Here is a 15,947-nt window from a genome sequence, read left to right on the forward strand (position 1 = left end):
TCTGCAATTAGGATGCTAAACTTTTCCTCCACGTGTTTTAAACTCACCTTTTCTGTTTAAGTGGTAAAATAATTACGAAAGCGGCCCCTTTAAGGGGATACCCATAGGCCATGATGTATCCCTGGTGACTGTCCACAATCTTTTTACAGATGGCCAGGCCTATACCGGTGCCGGAATACTCGCTCACGCCATGAAGGCGCTGAAAGATCAGGAATATCCGTTCAGCGTAGGCCTGGTCGAACCCGATGCCGTTATCCTCGATAGAGATACGACAGAATTCCTCATCCCAGCGGTTTTCTTTCGCCACGCTGAGCTCTTTTCCTTTCAGTATCTGGTAAGTGATGTTGATCTCCAGCTGCCTGTCAGGACTGGCGAATTTGATGGCGTTGGTCAACAGGTTCTGAAACAATTGTTGAAAATTGGTAACGTTCCCTTCAATTACAGGCAGCGGTGCTGCATGCACCACCGCATTTTTTTCCTGCAGCCCAACTTCCAGGTCGCTAAGCACATTTTGCAGTAACATGTTGATGTCTACCTCTGTAATACTTTCCGGAGCAATACGGCCGGCGCGTGAAAATATAAGCAGGTCATTAATGAGCACCCGCATACGGGCTACTGCCACTACCATGCGATCTATGAGCTGGGCGGCATCAGCGGGTAGCTGGTCCCGGTATTTCACCTGCAGCCGATCGCTGAAGGTAGATATCTTGCGTAGCGGCTCCTGCAGGTCATGCGAAGCTACATAGGCAAACTGCTCCAGTTCCTGGTTACTTTTGTTCAGCAGGGTGATGTTCTGTTGCAGATCGCGTTGATAGGATTTTAGTTTGGATTCAATATGCAGCTGCAGCTTAAATTCCTTGGTAAGCGTAATGTAGGAATAGATACCTATCAGAATGGCTACCAGGGAAGATATAAAGATTACCGGTACCCATAGCGCAGAGAAGAATCGCAGCAGCTCCGCCTTTTCGTGGGTCTGGGCATCTTCAATATGCATCATCTCCTCTACCTTCAGCTCAATTCTGTCCATGGATACTTCGCCTTCCCTGACCTTCAGTTTTTCCGCTTTGGGCGTATCCAGGTGGGCTGCTTTCAGGAACAAGCGGTATTTTGTATTCAACAGCTGTCTGAGCGTATCCAGGTGTCTTTGCTGACGCGGGTTCTCTCTTGTGATCAGGCGAACGGCGTTATATTCCGCATTTATCCTGGCGATCCGTTCTTTCATGCCCGGACCTAACAGCATGCTGTCGCCTGTAAGGTTAAACCCGCGAACGGCTGATTCAGCGTCCTTCAGTTGTTTAATGATCGTTTCCAGCCGCCGGGATACTTCAATTGCATGGTTGAGCCTGCCCGCGTTGTCCAACAGGTTTTTCGTTACAAGGTAAGAGAAAAACGATGCTGCAATGATAACGGAGAAGGCTATAAAAAAGCCCAGTCTTATTTTTCGTTGTACCGGATTATGCATGCTTCCAAAAAGAGATGACCCTGAGGCTATCGAATTTACTGATTCTCTGTCAAATATAGGGCATTAAACTTTTCTGCGGGAAAGATTTTCCACAGTGTGAAAACCTATTTCTACAGCACTGGTGGGCGTTTGAGCGGATTCGAAAATAATATAAAAGTGCGTTATCCCTGAATAACCTATTATCTGCCGTAATGCCCGTAATGGAATGAACTTTGTTTTCATAATTATGCTGCACACATTTTTTTCATTGTTGCTATTTTTCACTGAATAAAATTTTTAAGCCATGAAACCGAGACAGGACAAGGGCGATAAAAAAGGCAACCCGAAAGTTCCGCCGGAAATAAAACATCCGCCCGGGAAACAAGGTGAATCACCCTCAGAACAATCTCCGGATAAACGGGACATACCGGACGAAATTCCTGAAAGGGAAATAAAACGTAAACCCGCCGATCCGCAAGACCGCAAAAAAGCTTAACTATTCAATACTAATTTCTTCACCTTCAAATTTTAATCTTATGGCTGGTACAACAAAAGTAAACTCCAGAACATCATCCAGGTCAAGAACAACAAACTCCAGATCATCATCAGCATCATCCAGATCCTCTTCCCGCGGCAGGAACGAGGAGCAGTCTAAATTTCATAACCTGTTCCTGGATGAACTGAAAGATATTTACTGGGCAGAAAAACATCTCGTAAAAGCATTACCCAAGATGCAAAAGGCCGCTACCTCTGAAGAACTGGCAGCAGCAATAGAAGAACATACTGTAGTAACCAAAGAACATGTGAGCCGCCTGGAACAAATATTTGAAATGCTCGGCGTAAGAGCAATGGGCAAGAAATGCGAAGCTATGGAAGGACTGATAGCAGAAGGTCAGACAGTGATCGAAGACACCGATGAGGATACTGCAGTACGTGATGCCGGACTGATCATAGCCGCACAGAAAATTGAGCATTACGAAATAGCTTCTTATGGCAGCCTCTGTGCACTGGCAACTAAAATGGGGCAAAATGAAATAGCCTCCCTGCTGGAGCAAACACTGAACGAGGAAAAGGAAACCGATCAGCAACTTACCGAAATTGCAGAGACTTCTATAAACGAAGAAGCCGCTACAGAATAAAGAAGCTGTATTTGTTGGATGGAAACCCGATAAGGCCTCTGCATACACTATGTTGGAGGCCTTTCTGGTAAAACGTGTTAAACTATATTCATGCAGGAATATCTGGATTATATATGCAAATACTGCCAGGCGGAGGGCCTTACCATTGCCGTGGCCGAAAGTGTTACGGCAGGTTATCTGCAGGTGCATTTCAGCAGGGCCAGCGGCGCCACCGGTTTTTTCCAGGGCGGCATTACTGCTTACAATGTTGGGCAGAAAGTAAAGCACCTGGGTGTAGAACCTATACATGCCCAGGCTGTAAATGCAGTATCGCCTGAGGTAGCTGCCGAGATGGCATTGGGCGTATGCACGCTGTTCAATTGTAATGCCGGCATTGCCGTAACAGGATATGCCGCACCGGTGCCCGAACTGAATATCACCGACTTGTTTGCTTACTATGCCATTGCCTGTAAAGGAAGGATCATCGCCTCGGGCAAAATTATACCTTCGGCAGGACATCCGGAAGAGGTAATGCAGGAATATGCGCGGGAAATCATTTACACCTGCTATGGCCGTTTTAAGGAATATAGATTCAGTACGCTCAATGGAGGAGCAACCAAGAACGGTTAGTATATGGCGAACATTGATATATTAGCTGCCGATCCCGTTATTACCGCCCGGGCCGCCAGGCTGCGGTATGTGAAACCCAATACGGCAGGCTATGCAAGGGTAAAGCGTGGAGATGAAATGTACTATACGGACCAGGACGGCCGGCGGATCACAGATGAAGATACACTGGAACGTATCCGCAAACTGGTACTGCCACCGGCATGGGAACAGGTATGGATATGCCCCTGGCCTAATGGCCACCTGCAGGCCACCGGCATAGATGCCATGGGCCGCAAACAATATCGTTATCATACTACCTGGGCCCAGGTACGCAATGAAACAAAGTACGACCGCCTCCTACATTTTGGGGAAAAACTACCTCAGATAAGAAAGATGCTGAAGGCCAGGCTCAGGAAAAAGACGATGGATAAGGACAAAGTGACCGCCGTTGCACTGAGTGTACTGCAGGAGACCTGGATAAGGGTAGGGAATGCCGCTTATGAGAAATTATACGGCTCCTATGGGCTTACCACACTCCGTAACCAGCATGTAAAGATTAACGGTAATACGCTGTTTTTCCATTTTAAAGGTAAGAAAGGAGTTGTGCAGCGTATCGTGATCAAACATAGCTCACTGGCAAAGCTGTTAAGAAAAATGAAGGATATTCCTGGCCAGGAATTGTTTCAATACTATGATGAACAGGGTGAGACAAAGACCCTGGACTCGGGAGATGTAAATGATTTCCTGAAGGAGTGCACCGGCGAAGATTATACCTGTAAAGATTTCCGGACCTGGGCAGGTACGGTACATGCCCTTAACCAGCTGGCAGACCTGGCGCCCTTTACCACAGCCGCCGGCTGTAAGCGCAATATTGTTTACGTAATTGATAGTGTTGCTGCCAAACTGGGGAATACCAGGGCCGTTTGTAAGAAGTATTATGTGCACCCGGGATTGCTGCAGGCATATGAGAACAATGCGTTGGAACCTTACCTGCAGCAGGTGCGTAACAGCAGGAACGCGCCGGATAAGGGAGACCTGCATAACGATGAGAAGATATTGTTAAAGTTCCTGAAGAAGCTTAAATAAAAGTACAGGGGGCCTCAAATGCCGATGTGCTGATAAATGGACGATATCGTCTCTTTTTCATCAGCACATCAGCACTATTGCATCAGCATATCAGAATAATTCCTGCTCCTCACGATCCTCTACGGGGATCTTTTTAATGAAGTCATCAAAGCCGGTCTCCTCGTGGTTAGTGTAGGCGCCATACGCATCCAGTACATATCCTTTCTCACCGTCCTTGTCTTCCAGCAGGTACAGTATTGTAGAATCGGCAGGGTCTGACTCCCCTTCAAATCGGAAGGTTCTTACAATCTTCAGGTCTTCCGGGTTATATACCTTATTGGCTTCTGCACGCTGCATCCTTCCATGATCACTCATTTTAAACTCGTTGTCATAACCCTTGGTTTTCATCTTGGCCATTACCTGGCTAAGCGTGGTCATTTCACCTGGTTTGTCTTGCATAAAAAAGGGATTTAGTTCTTGTTTAAAATCCAAAAGTTATGCCACCGGCACTTCATTTGTAAAGTTTAAAATAAACTTAAAATCAGCGACATGAATAATGATGATGATAAACACCCGCGCCACGGTTTTTTTTACCGTAACGGCCTAACACTGACGTTTCTGCTGCTATTGATCCTTTCCCTGGGGGGACAGGCTTATACCGGCTGGCTGGAACATAATGAAGAACTGTCTGAAAAAGGAGGCGCCGCCATTTCCTTTTTGCCATACCTGGTAAGTAACCACTTCCTGGAGGCCACATTTGAAAACTGGGAAAGTGAGTTCCTGCAAATGGTTTCCTTTGTTTGTCTTACCATCTGGCTGCGACAGAAGGGTTCTGCCGAATCAAAAGACCTTGATAAGCCGGAAGAGGTAGACCGGGAGCCGCAACCTCACCCAGGCGCTCCATGGCCGGTGAAAAAGGGTGGTTTAATACTGGCCCTCTATAAACGCTCCCTGTCCCTGGTTTTCCTTCTCCTATTTATGGTATCATTTGTGTTGCATTTCAAGGGCAGCAGGGGTGATTATAATGTGGAGCAGCGGGCCATGCATAAGCCTTCGGCATCTGTGGGGGAATATCTGCTTAATAAGCGGTTCTGGTTTGAGTCGTTTCAGAACTGGCAAAGTGAATTCATGTCTGTTGCAGCCATTGTATTTCTTACCATTTACCTGCGGCAACAGGGATCGTCGCAATCAAAACCGGTGGATGCGCCGCATAGTCAAACAGGTGAATAACAACTGTAAATAACTACGCTTATGAGATCAATATGGTCAGGAGCAATTGGTTTCGGACTGGTGAACATACCAGTGAAACTATACAGCGCCGTACAGGACAGCCGGCTGGACCTGGATATGCTGGACAAGAAGAATCACGCCCGCATCCGGTTTCAGCGCGTAAACGAAGACACGGGTAAAGAGGTGCCATGGGAGCAGATCGTAAAAGGTTATTTGTACAATGACGAATACGTGATACTGGAAGACGAGGATTTTGAAGCGGCCAGCCCCAAGAAAAATAAGATCATCGAAATTGAGTCTTTTGTTAAGGAAGATGAGATCGATGATATTTATTATGAATCCCCTTATTTCATTGAGCCAGACAAAGGCGGCGCCAAAGCGTATGAATTGCTGTTTAAAACGCTGGAAAAAACCAAAAAGGTGGGGCTAAGCAGGTTTGTACTGCGCAGCAAGGAGCACCTGGCCGTGGTAAGGCCCAGAGATAATTACATGCTTTTACAGCAATTGCGTTTTGAACAGGAACTACGCACACCCGATGATCTTACATTGCCCGACGCCCGTACCAAAATCAGTAAAAGAGAACTGGATATGGCTGAAGAGCTGGTGAAACAATACAGCGCCCCTTTTGATATCAGCCAGTATAAAGATGAATATACCGCAGAACTGATGAAGATCATTAAGGCTAAAGCTGCAGGCAAACGTCCTACAGTGAAGAAAATGAAAGTCGTACATACCAAGAGCGACGACCTGTTCGATCAGCTGAAGGCCAGTCTTGGCAATGGCAGCGGCCGGAGCGGTACTAAAAAACGTGCATCATGAGTCTTACCACGTACAAAAACAAACGGAACTTTAGCAACACCGCAGAACCTGAGGGAGGAAAAAGCAAAAAAGGAACGCATATATTCGTGGTGCAACGCCATCATGCTTCCCGTATCCACTATGATTTCCGCCTGGAGGTAGCAGGCGTGCTTAAAAGCTGGGCAGTACCAAAAGGGCCCTCCCTGAACCCGGGAGATAAACGCCTGGCCATGCATGTGGAAGACCACCCTTATGACTACAAAGATTTTGAAGGAGAGATACCCGCCGGTAATTATGGCGCAGGCACTGTCTATATATGGGACAAAGGATCGTTTGAACTCTTGCATGCAGACGGAAAGGATTTTGACAAAACCGCGCTGAAAGAAATTAAAGAGGGCAACCTTAAAATTGTGCTGAAAGGAAAGAAACTGAAAGGTGAATTTGCATTGGTGAAAATGAAGGGACGTGAAGAAAATTCATGGCTCCTGCTGAAGCATAAAGATAAGTATGCAGTAACGGCCGCATATAACAGCGAAGATTATACGCCGAAACGAGTAATAGAGAAAGGCATCCGTTTTAAGGAAAAGGAGCATCCGGGCCGGGCACCGGCTAAAAAGGTTGCCGTTAAAAAAAAAGCCCGGCCGGCAAAAAAGCTGAAGGCCGGAACCGCCGCTCCGCCAAAGAAGTATAAACCTGCGCTGGCCACCCTGGTAGACCAGCCATTCAGCCGTGAGGGCTGGTTGTTTGAGCCTAAATGGGATGGTTACCGCGCTATCGCGGAGGTACATAAAGGTAAGGCCGATCTCTATTCGCGTAAACACACCTCATTTAACAAAGATTATCCACAGATAGTTAAATCCGTAGAGAAAATTGCGCACAGTGTGGTGCTGGACGGAGAGATAGTTGTGCTTGACAGTAAAGGGCAGTCAGACTTCCAGGCCCTCCAGAACTACAGAAACAGTGGCAAGGGCAAGCTTACTTACATGGTGTTTGACCTGTTATACCTGAATGGAGAAGATACGCGCCAGCTTACCCTGACAGAAAGGAAGGCTTTGCTGAAAGAAGTGATAAAGCAGCTGGGTGATAAAGCCATCCAATATTCCAATCATGTAATGAAGAATGGAGAGCAGTTGTTCAGAAAAGCGGCAGAGAAAGGGCTGGAAGGTATTATCGCAAAGAAGGCGGACAGTGTGTATGAGGAAAACAGGCGTACCATGAACTGGCTGAAGATAAAAATTACCAATCAGCAGGAGGCCATTATTTGTGGTTACACGGCTCCCCGTGGCAGCCGCAAAAAGATTGGCGCTTTGGTACTGGGCGTACAGGATGATAAGGGATCCCTGAGATACATTGGGCATTGCGGAGGAGGTCTCAATGCACAACTGATAGATATGCTGTATGAACAGCTGCAGCCACTTCGCCGCCAGCCCCCGGTATTTAATGAGAAGATCAAAACCAATATGCCGGTAACCTGGGTGTCGCCGGTATTGGTGTGCCAGGTTAAATTTTCGGTCTGGACGGAAAGCGGTATTATGCGAATGCCGATCTTCCTGGGCTTACGTGAAGATAAAACGGCAAAAGAAGTTCATCAGGAAACTGCAAAACCAGTTGATATGGCCACTAAAACTAAAATTAACAACACGCAGGAAAACGAGCGGTCCATGAAACTGAACGGGAAAAATGTTCCGCTCAGTAACCAGCAGAAGATCTACTGGCCGGATGAAAAGATCACCAAAGGTGAGCTGATCGATTATTACATGGGAGTAGCATCCACCCTGCTGCCTTATCTTAAAGACAGACCCCTCAGCCTGCACCGTTTTCCCAACGGCATCAAGGGCAGCAGTTTTTATCAGAAAGACCTTGACGTGGAAACGATTCCCGCCTGGATCAAAACAGTTCCCTTGCATGCCTCTTCTACCGGTAAAGATGTGGATTACCTGGTATGTAATAACGAAGCTACACTGGCCTACATGGTTAATCTAGGCTGTATCGAGGTGAACCCCTGGCTGTCACGCACCAGCCGTCTTGACCAGCCGGATTATGTGGTGATGGACCTTGATCCGGAGGCGATCAGCTTTAATGCCGTAGTAGAAACCGCTCTTTGTATCAAAGAGATACTGGACGGTATGAAGGTGTCTGCCTATTGTAAAACCTCCGGAGCTTCAGGATTGCATATCTATATACCTACGGGTGCGAAATATGCGTACGAAACCTGCCGCCTGTTTGCGGAATATATTGCACGGCAAACCCATCAGCAGTTACCGGGTATTACCAGTATTGTAAGAGCGAAATCGCAGCGAAAAAAGAAGGTGTATGTGGATTATCTGCAGAACAGTCGCGGACAGACGGTTGCGGCGCCCTATTCAGTACGCCCGCAACCAGGTGCAACAGTGTCCGCGCCACTGGAGTGGAAGGAAGTGAATGAGCGGCTCCGTATAGCGGATTTTAATATCCGGAACATGCTGACCCGTATAGCGGACAAAGGCGATCTCTGGCAACCTGTACAGCGCGAAAAGAACGATCTGAAAAAAGTGATTCAGCAGATAGAGAAGCTGGCAAAGGCGGAAATGGAATAGAGTTTGTAAAATATAACAGCAGAACATTAAAACTGGTACATTATGGCAACAATACATCATCCAGTAAAAGTTGGTCTCGTTTATAGTATAACCATTTCCGTTATCTCCATTATACTGACGCTTATTTTTTACATGACCAATATATACGCGGCATTATGGACCGGGTATTTTGTTAACCTGGTGCTTTTCCTGGGCGTACTGCTGGCAGTATGGCACTACTATCGTCAGCAAGGCGAGCGGGCATCTGCAAAAGCGCTGTTCATGGTTGGTTTCCGCATTACCCTGATAGTAACAGTGGTGCTTACCATCTTTACCGTGATCCTGCATCTGATTGTGCAGGCTAACCCGGGCAGCACATTAATGGCCAGTGACAGGGGCTCAATGGAAGTGGATATGCCGCGCAATTTCTGGATATTCCTGATCAGTAACGTCCTTTTCTCCAACGGTATAGTAGGCTTGCTGGCGGCCTTAATGGGCGCCGCCTATTTTAAACGTAACCAGAAGAGTGCAGGTGGGGATTGATATACTTTGGTTATAACGTCCTGCTCAGAACCACCAGCCCAGTAACAAACAGGCCAATACAATAAAGGGAGAAGGGAGCTGCGTTTTGCATAACAGCAGCAGTGTAAAGATCATCACCGCCATGTTATACCAGTTAACAGGAACGGTAAATATCGCGATGAACAGCATGACAGTGGCTGCCCACATAATGCCTACCACAACGGCATTGATACCTTCCAGGGCCCGGTATATCACCACATACTTTTTCAGATTATGCCATATCGGGAAGAAGAACAGTACCAGTAACAAACTGGGAAGAAAAATGGCCAGCGGCGCCAGCAAACAGCCCAGGAACTGGTAGCCCATTCCCAGGTTGCGCATTACCATCCCCCCAACATAGGCGGACATCGAAAAGGTGGGCCCCGGCAGGGCGCGCATAATACCTGCGCCGGTGAGCAGCTCTTCTGCCGTCATAAACTGTGTTTTGGCGCGGGTCACATATTGTTCCAGTATCATGGCGATCAGGATATCGCCCCCGCCAAATACCAGGCTGCCGAAACGGTAAAAGTTCTCAAAAAGGTTAAACGGTCTCCTGGTGATCCAGTTATGTGTACGGGCCAGCTCTGAGAAAAAGCCAGCCATGATGAACAGCAATGCAAACAGCCATAAATTTGTCCACTGGATCTTACGGGGCTTCTCTGTAGACCCCGGGATGCGTTTATTACTGAAATTGGAAACAATACCACCTAATATGATCAGTACCGGAAAGGTCCAGGGAGATTTCAGGAACAGGGAGGCCAGCATGGCGCCGAGCATGATGCCAAATGTGGCCGTATTGCGGATGCTGATATTATAAGCCCTGATGCCCCCAAAGGCCAGGAAGCCAACGGCCATGGGTTGTACAAATTTGAAGATATCTACATTAAGCGCTTTCTTATCAAAATACTGGAGCAGGAAACTAAGAGAGCCCATTAGCAGGCAGGCAGGGGTAACCCAGATCAGCAGCGTAAGAACGGCCAGCGGCACGCCCCCCCGTTTGTAACCAATAAGGGTAAGCGTCTGCGAGGAAGAAGCGCCTGGCAGCAACTGGCAGAAAGCGTTGTATTCCATCAACTCTTCTTCCGTAACATCTTTACGTTGCTGCACAAACGTTTTGAGCATCATTGCCAGATGGCCCTGAGGGCCGCCATAGGCGGTAATGCTATGAAACAATACAGCTTTTAAAAAAGGAATGTGACGTAGGAACACGGCCCAATTTAAAAATAAATTTCAAATTCCAATTTCCAAATACCAAATCCCAGTACTCAGATTCCAAACGTGCAATCATCTTCACGATATTCTCCGCGTTTTGGAATTTGGAATTTGGATTTTGGAATTTGAAATACTATTTCTTCAAACCTATTTCTCTCAGACGTTCATCCAGGTATTCTCCTGCAGTAATAGGCTCATATTCCGGCGGATGATTTTCGTCTATGCAGCTTTCCAGGCTGTCCAGCCGCATACTTGATTTTGGATGCAGGAAAAAAGGAATGGAGTATCTGCTGGTATGCCACATTTCCCGGGGCGGGTTTACCACGCGGTGGGTAGTTGATTTTAACCGGTTATTGGTAAGTCGCTGCAGCATATCTCCCACATTTACCACTATCTGTTCAGGAAGGGAAGTAACCGGCACCCAGTTCTGCTGTTTGTCCAGGATCTGCAGACCATCGGCAGAGGCGCCTACCAGCAGCGTAATAAGGTTAATGTCTTCATGCTGTTCTGCACGTATGGCCGATTTAGGCTCCTGCCTAATGGGCGGATAATGGATGGCGCGCAGAATGGAGTTGCCATTATGGATCTTGTCGTCAAAATAGTTTTCATCCAGGCCCAGGTACAATGCAATAGCCTGCAAAAGGTATTTACCGGATTTTTCAAATGCCCGGTAAGCCTTAAAAAAGGTGGGAGTGAATTCAGGCACTTCCTTTACGGATACATTGGGCGGATATTCTTTTTTAATCGGATCGTCATCTTCCACGGTCTGCCCGAACTGGAAAAACTCTTTCAGGTCCGGCGCATCAAACCCCTTGGCATGTTCTTTCCCGAACGAGGTATAGCCACGCTGTCCGGCCAGCTCAGGAAGCTCATACTGGTGCTTGGCATCGCCAGGTAATGAGAAGAACTGCTGTACATATTTGTACAGGTCTGCGATCAGTTCGTCCGGAATGCCGTGATTTTTTACCGCTACAAAGCCAACTTCTTCATATGCTTGTCCAAGTGCCTGCACAAACCCGGCTTTGCTCTTAGGATCGCCGGAGGTAAAGGCGGCGAGGTCCACAACAGGGATGGAATGGGTAATGGTTGCCATAATGGATCTTTTAAGAGAACTAAAGGTACCGTAAAATTACGAAAGTCATTCTATCAGCAGAGCAGCCGGGGAACGCGGAAGGGCAGTATGACATATAAGGTTAAAAAAGTAAGGAGGATGTACATCCTCCTTACCGGTTAAAAGCGAAGTGACGCTATTAAACAACAGTTGGTCTTATATTCTGGTTAACGCAGAACATGTTTCCGGGGTCATATTTATTCTTTACATCTACCAGGCGTTCGTAGTTATCCCGGTAGGTGGCTTTAACGCGCTCTTCTCCTTCGTCCATCATAAAGTTAACGTAGGCGCCACCGGCAGAATAGGGGTGAAGGGCCTCCCAATAGGCCCTGGCCCAGGAGGTGATGGCGTCTTTACTGGCGGGGTCGGGGTCTACTCCTACAATTACCTGTGCCCAGTTGGCATCGCGGTAAGCCCAGGCGGTATCCGAATTCCTGAGACGGCGGGCAGCCCCGGTAATGGGGTAGAGGTGCATGGTAGAATGCATACTGGGCAGCGTTTCTCCGAACTTAACGTGTTCGGCAACTGCTTCGTCGTTTATTTCGTTTACAAAATCGGCTTTCCAGTACCATTGTAAGCCCGGGGGATACAGGGCGTCGAACATACTGTTTAACGCGGGAACGGGCAGGTAACCCATCAGGTCAAGTGCGGGTGGGAACTGGCTGCATAAAGGCCCCAGCAGGGCTTCGGCTTTGTCTGCCTGCCCTGTATAGGCCCATACAATGCCGCACATCTTCCGGTTGTGCAGGTGTTCGGGGAAGGGCGGGCCGGGGGGTACGGTAAGGAATGCAAAGAAGCCGTTCAGTTCTTCGGGGGCAATATTGATGAAAGACCGGTACCATTTCAGGATGTCTGCAGCCTTGTCCATTTCCCAGAGCATAGGACCACCATACACCTGGCTGATATGATGGAGCCTGAACAGGAAGGAGGTTACCACGCCAAAATTGCCACCACCGCCGCGGATAGCCCAGAACAGGTCAGGATGTTCGGTGGGACTTGCTTTTACAAACCGGCCGTCTGCCAGCACCACATTGGCCGCCAGCAGGTTGTCAATAGCCAGTCCGCATTTGCGGGTAAGGTGGCCCAGTCCGCCGCCCAGTGTAATACCCCCTACACCGGTGGTAGAAATAATACCGCTGGGTGTGCATAGCCCAAAGGCGTGGGTGGCATGATCTATATCGCCGAGGGTGCAGCCGGCGGCTACCCATACGGTGCCGGCTTCCGGGTCAACGGATATCCCTTTCATAGACGAAAGGTCTATTACCAGGCCGTCGTCACATACGCCCAGGCCTCCGCCATTATGCCCGCCGCTTCTTACGGCGGTCAGCAGCTGGTGTTCACGGCAGAAATGAACGGCGCTGATCACATCTGCCACATCGGCGCAGCGCACTATGAACCGGGGGTGACGATCTATCATACCATTGTATACCTTGCGGGCAGTATCATAATGTTCATCGCCGGGTTGTAATAATTCTCCGCGTAGCGTTGCTCTGAAGGAAGCGATCTGTTCATCGGGCACTATACCGGCCGCGATCTCAGGGGGAGCGAATGTTGTCATGTACGAATGATTTGGGGAGTTAAAAATAGCATTGGCTCTTAGCTTCCGGCTACCGGCGGGGCCGAACGGCCGAAGGCTAAAAGCCAAATGCTAAACTATGTTTCACCTGCATGAGCAACAATAAATAGTTACTAATTAACGCAATCCGTCAGGAGAACGGGAAGAAATGGATGAAAACTGGTAAACAGCACAGCATCACTTCAGAAAGGCGGCTTCCATGGGCGTAATGTCCACCATGGCATAACGGTCTACATCATTGATCAGCATTTCGTCCATAATATCTACCACGTTTTTGTAGTTAGCCTGGTCATCCGCTTTTATCAATACCATCAGGTCGTTCTTTCCGGACGTTTGTATCACCTGGCTGCGTTTGGCGCGTATCACATCGCCAATGCCGTTGCGGGAGGCAAAGCCGGTATATTTTACCTGCGGAGGCTGCGCAGGATCATTACCCATACCTTCATAATAAGCGATCTGGTTATTGCGTCCCAGTATTATAGTGAGCGCTTTGGAAAGCGGCAGCTGCATAGCGTCGCCGTCTGACCGCGGCATTACCAGGTCCATAGTTTTGGGATGTGATAAGGTGGTGGTAAGCATAAAGAAGGTGATGAGTAAGAAGCCAAGATCTACCATGGGTGTCATATCAACGCGGGTGGAGTGGATCTTGCGGCGCGTATTTCCCCTGTTACGGCCGGAGGCCGCAGTGTTAATGTCTGCCATAGCGTAAAGGTTTATATATGAGAAAATGGATGTGCTTTCGTATATAGAGATGCGTTAGGAAGCAGATTCCATAAAAATCGTTTCAGGCATAGCGCCGCGCCGTTGCCGGTGAAGATTCATCTCGCATAAATATTTTCTTTTTAAGGCAGCCGGTAAATACCGGTAGATAAGCTGTTTATATAAAGTGCCAGGTGATATACCGGTAAGTTACAGGTAACATACGGGATATCTACCGGGAAAACAGGAGTTTGATAGTAATGTGATAGGAGTTTGACTGGGAGGCAACAAAAAAAGAGAGGGCGGATCCGCCCTCTCTTTACTTTATGCTGTTGATTAAAATTCAGCGTTCTTTGGCGTTCTGGGGAAAGGTATTACATCGCGGATGTTACCCATACCGGTTACAAACAGTACCAGGCGTTCAAAGCCAAGACCAAAGCCGGCATGAGGGCAGGCGCCGAAGCGGCGGGTGTCGAGGTACCAGTACAGTTCTTCCACGGGCAGGTGCAGTTCTTCCATGCGTTGCACCAGCTTGTCGTAATTCTCTTCCCGTTGTGAGCCGCCTACTATTTCGCCAATGCCCGGGAAAAGGATATCCATTGCCCTTACTGTTTTACCATCGTCGTTCTGCTTCATGTAAAACGCTTTAATGGCTTTGGGATAGTCTGTCAGTATCACGGGTTTTTTGAAATGCTTTTCTACCAGGTAGCGTTCATGCTCGCTCTGGAGGTCGGCGCCCCATTCTTCTATGAGGTACTGGAACTTTTTGTTTTTGTTCGGCTTACTATCTTTCAGGATATTGATGGCTTCTGTGTAGGTGATCCGTACAAACTCATTATTGAGTACAAACTCCAGCTTTTCCAGCAGGCTCATTTCGCTGCGTTCCTGCTGAGGTTTCTGTTTTTCCTCATCTGCCAGGCGCTGCGCCAGGAATTCCAGGTCTTCCCGGTTGTGCTCAAGCACATAGCCGATCACCGATTTAATAAAGGCCTCCGCCAGGTTCATGTTATCCTCCAGGTCATAAAAAGCCATTTCCGGTTCTATCATCCAGAACTCCGCCAGGTGACGGGCGGTGTTCGAGTTCTCTGCCCTGAAAGTAGGGCCAAAGGTGTAGATATCACCAAAAGCCATTGCGCCCAGTTCACCCTCCAGCTGGCCGGATACGGTCAGGTTGGTGGCTTTTCCAAAGAAATCTTCGGTGAAATCAATATCCCCGTCTACATTCCGGGGAGGGTTGTTCAGGGGAAGTGTGGTAACACGGAACATTTCACCGGCGCCTTCTGCATCGGAAGCGGTAATAATAGGGGTGTGCAGGTATACAAAGCCCCGGTCGTTAAAGAATTTGTGTACGGCAAAAGCCAAAGCATGACGTACGCGGAACACGGCTCCGAACGTATTGGTGCGGAAACGGAGGTGTGCTATTTCCCGCAGATACTCCAGGCTGGGCCTGTTCTTCAGCTGTAAAGGATACTTTTCAGGATCGCAGTCGCCCAGTATTTCCAGTTCAAGGGCTTTTACCTCTACTTTCTGGCCTTTACCAAGAGAGGCAACCACCGTGCCTTTCACGCTGATAGCTGCCCCGGTGGTAAGCCGTTTAATTACTGCAGGGTCTGTTGCAGGGTCTATTACGATCTGGAGATTATTATTGGTTGAGCCATCGTTTAACGCTATAAACTGGTTATTACGGAAAGACCGTATCCAACCTTTTACCGTTACGTCGTAATCGACCTTGTCGTCTATCAGGACTTGCCTGACTTTCGTTCTTTGGCTCATAATTTGTTTTTTAATTTTTAGGATTGCAAAAATAAGGGTTAAAGCGCAGAGTCCATAGCCCGGGTTACGGGTTCCCTCAAAAGGGCCGCCAGCGCAAAGAAATGTTAAATCTACACGGGATATCCAGCAGGAGGTTAAAGATGATAAAAATCTGAAATGGTCGGGACTGGCTATGGCATTGATTTGTATGAGATTAGAA

At 48.0% G+C, this 15,947-nt stretch carries 15 protein-coding genes; 8 read left to right on the forward strand and 7 right to left on the reverse strand.

Annotated elements, in window-relative coordinates; all coding sequences use genetic code 11:
- Positions 1-43: 43 nt before the first annotated feature.
- Positions 44-1,462, reverse strand: a complete 1,419-nt coding sequence (locus Q0577_RS22045; protein ID WP_298740195.1) for a sensor histidine kinase — start codon at positions 1,460-1,462, stop codon at positions 44-46.
- Positions 1,463-1,745: 283 nt separating this feature from the next.
- Here Q0577_RS22045 and Q0577_RS22050 point away from each other — a divergent pair, with 283 nt between their 5' ends.
- From Q0577_RS22050 to Q0577_RS22065, 4 genes are all read left to right on the forward strand, one after another.
- Entirely contained in the window at positions 1,746-1,937 is a 192-nt protein-coding gene (locus Q0577_RS22050; RefSeq protein ID WP_298740196.1) for a hypothetical protein, read from the forward strand.
- 40 nt (positions 1,938-1,977) lie between these two features.
- Entirely contained in the window at positions 1,978-2,580 is a 603-nt protein-coding gene (locus Q0577_RS22055; protein WP_298740197.1) for a ferritin-like domain-containing protein, read from the forward strand.
- Between the two features lie 90 nt (positions 2,581-2,670).
- Entirely contained in the window at positions 2,671-3,189 is a 519-nt protein-coding gene (locus Q0577_RS22060) for a CinA family protein (RefSeq protein ID WP_298740198.1), read from the forward strand.
- A gap of 3 nt (positions 3,190-3,192) precedes the next feature.
- A complete protein-coding gene (locus Q0577_RS22065) occupies positions 3,193-4,254 on the forward strand; it encodes a DNA topoisomerase IB (RefSeq protein ID WP_298740199.1) in 1,062 nt (353 codons plus the stop codon).
- A 90-nt stretch (positions 4,255-4,344) separates the two neighbouring features.
- Here Q0577_RS22065 and Q0577_RS22070 read toward each other — a convergent pair whose 3' ends face one another.
- Positions 4,345-4,692: a hypothetical protein gene (locus Q0577_RS22070; protein ID WP_298740200.1), complete on the reverse strand. Its 348-nt coding sequence runs from the start codon at positions 4,690-4,692 to the stop codon at positions 4,345-4,347.
- Between the two features lie 90 nt (positions 4,693-4,782).
- Here Q0577_RS22070 and Q0577_RS22075 point away from each other — a divergent pair, with 90 nt between their 5' ends.
- The 4 genes from Q0577_RS22075 to Q0577_RS22090 are packed head-to-tail and all read left to right on the forward strand — an operon-like array spanning position 4,783 to position 9,359.
- Positions 4,783-5,463 carry a DUF6766 family protein gene (locus Q0577_RS22075; protein ID WP_298740201.1) on the forward strand — a complete coding sequence of 227 codons (681 nt, stop codon included), beginning with the start codon at positions 4,783-4,785 and terminating at the stop codon, positions 5,461-5,463.
- A 21-nt stretch (positions 5,464-5,484) separates the two neighbouring features.
- Positions 5,485-6,282, forward strand: coding sequence for a Ku protein (locus tag Q0577_RS22080; RefSeq protein WP_298740202.1), 798 nt, complete (start codon positions 5,485-5,487; stop codon positions 6,280-6,282).
- Positions 6,279-8,837, forward strand: a complete 2,559-nt coding sequence (gene ligD, locus Q0577_RS22085; protein WP_298740203.1) for a DNA ligase D — start codon at positions 6,279-6,281, stop codon at positions 8,835-8,837. The genes Q0577_RS22080 and ligD overlap by 4 nt, the downstream gene beginning before the upstream one ends.
- A gap of 42 nt (positions 8,838-8,879) precedes the next feature.
- Positions 8,880-9,359, forward strand: coding sequence for a hypothetical protein (locus Q0577_RS22090; RefSeq protein ID WP_298740204.1), 480 nt, complete (start codon positions 8,880-8,882; stop codon positions 9,357-9,359).
- 24 nt (positions 9,360-9,383) lie between these two features.
- On the opposite strand, the gene chrA is transcribed toward Q0577_RS22090, so the two are convergent.
- From chrA to asnS, 5 genes are all read right to left on the reverse strand, one after another.
- On the reverse strand, positions 9,384-10,586 hold the full coding sequence (gene chrA / locus Q0577_RS22095; RefSeq protein WP_298740205.1) for a chromate efflux transporter: 1,203 nt from the start codon (positions 10,584-10,586) through the stop codon (positions 9,384-9,386).
- Positions 10,587-10,722: 136 nt separating this feature from the next.
- Positions 10,723-11,682: a 2-oxoglutarate and iron-dependent oxygenase domain-containing protein gene (locus Q0577_RS22100; RefSeq protein WP_298740206.1), complete on the reverse strand. Its 960-nt coding sequence runs from the start codon at positions 11,680-11,682 to the stop codon at positions 10,723-10,725.
- Positions 11,683-11,839: 157 nt separating this feature from the next.
- Positions 11,840-13,258, reverse strand: coding sequence for an FAD-binding oxidoreductase (locus Q0577_RS22105; protein WP_298740207.1), 1,419 nt, complete (start codon positions 13,256-13,258; stop codon positions 11,840-11,842).
- A 195-nt stretch (positions 13,259-13,453) separates the two neighbouring features.
- Positions 13,454-13,978: a biopolymer transporter ExbD gene (locus tag Q0577_RS22110; protein ID WP_298740208.1), complete on the reverse strand. Its 525-nt coding sequence runs from the start codon at positions 13,976-13,978 to the stop codon at positions 13,454-13,456.
- Positions 13,979-14,311: 333 nt separating this feature from the next.
- Entirely contained in the window at positions 14,312-15,748 is a 1,437-nt protein-coding gene (gene asnS / locus Q0577_RS22115) for an asparagine--tRNA ligase (protein ID WP_298740209.1), read from the reverse strand.
- Between the last annotated feature and the right edge of the window lie 199 nt (positions 15,749-15,947).

Origin of the sequence: uncultured Chitinophaga sp. (assembly GCF_937898475.1) — a bacterium.
Classification (GTDB): Bacteria; Bacteroidota; Bacteroidia; order Chitinophagales; family Chitinophagaceae; genus Chitinophaga.

Excerpts from the sequence above, each read along its gene's own strand:
- Q0577_RS22045 (WP_298740195.1), bottom strand. The coding sequence starts at position 1,462 with ATGCATAATCCGGTACAACGAAAAATAAGACTGGGCTTTTTTATAGCC.
- Q0577_RS22050 (WP_298740196.1), top strand. The coding sequence starts at position 1,746 with ATGAAACCGAGACAGGACAAGGGCGATAAAAAAGGCAACCCGAAAGTT.
- Q0577_RS22055 (WP_298740197.1), top strand. The coding sequence starts at position 1,978 with ATGGCTGGTACAACAAAAGTAAACTCCAGAACATCATCCAGGTCAAGA.
- Q0577_RS22060 (WP_298740198.1), top strand. The coding sequence starts at position 2,671 with ATGCAGGAATATCTGGATTATATATGCAAATACTGCCAGGCGGAGGGC.
- Q0577_RS22065 (WP_298740199.1), top strand. The coding sequence starts at position 3,193 with ATGGCGAACATTGATATATTAGCTGCCGATCCCGTTATTACCGCCCGG.
- Q0577_RS22070 (WP_298740200.1), bottom strand. The coding sequence starts at position 4,692 with ATGCAAGACAAACCAGGTGAAATGACCACGCTTAGCCAGGTAATGGCC.
- Q0577_RS22075 (WP_298740201.1), top strand. The coding sequence starts at position 4,783 with ATGAATAATGATGATGATAAACACCCGCGCCACGGTTTTTTTTACCGT.
- Q0577_RS22080 (WP_298740202.1), top strand. The coding sequence starts at position 5,485 with ATGAGATCAATATGGTCAGGAGCAATTGGTTTCGGACTGGTGAACATA.
- ligD (WP_298740203.1), top strand. The coding sequence starts at position 6,279 with ATGAGTCTTACCACGTACAAAAACAAACGGAACTTTAGCAACACCGCA.
- Q0577_RS22090 (WP_298740204.1), top strand. The coding sequence starts at position 8,880 with ATGGCAACAATACATCATCCAGTAAAAGTTGGTCTCGTTTATAGTATA.
- Q0577_RS22100 (WP_298740206.1), bottom strand. The coding sequence starts at position 11,682 with ATGGCAACCATTACCCATTCCATCCCTGTTGTGGACCTCGCCGCCTTT.
- Q0577_RS22105 (WP_298740207.1), bottom strand. The coding sequence starts at position 13,258 with ATGACAACATTCGCTCCCCCTGAGATCGCGGCCGGTATAGTGCCCGAT.
- Q0577_RS22110 (WP_298740208.1), bottom strand. The coding sequence starts at position 13,978 with ATGGCAGACATTAACACTGCGGCCTCCGGCCGTAACAGGGGAAATACG.
- asnS (WP_298740209.1), bottom strand. The coding sequence starts at position 15,748 with ATGAGCCAAAGAACGAAAGTCAGGCAAGTCCTGATAGACGACAAGGTC.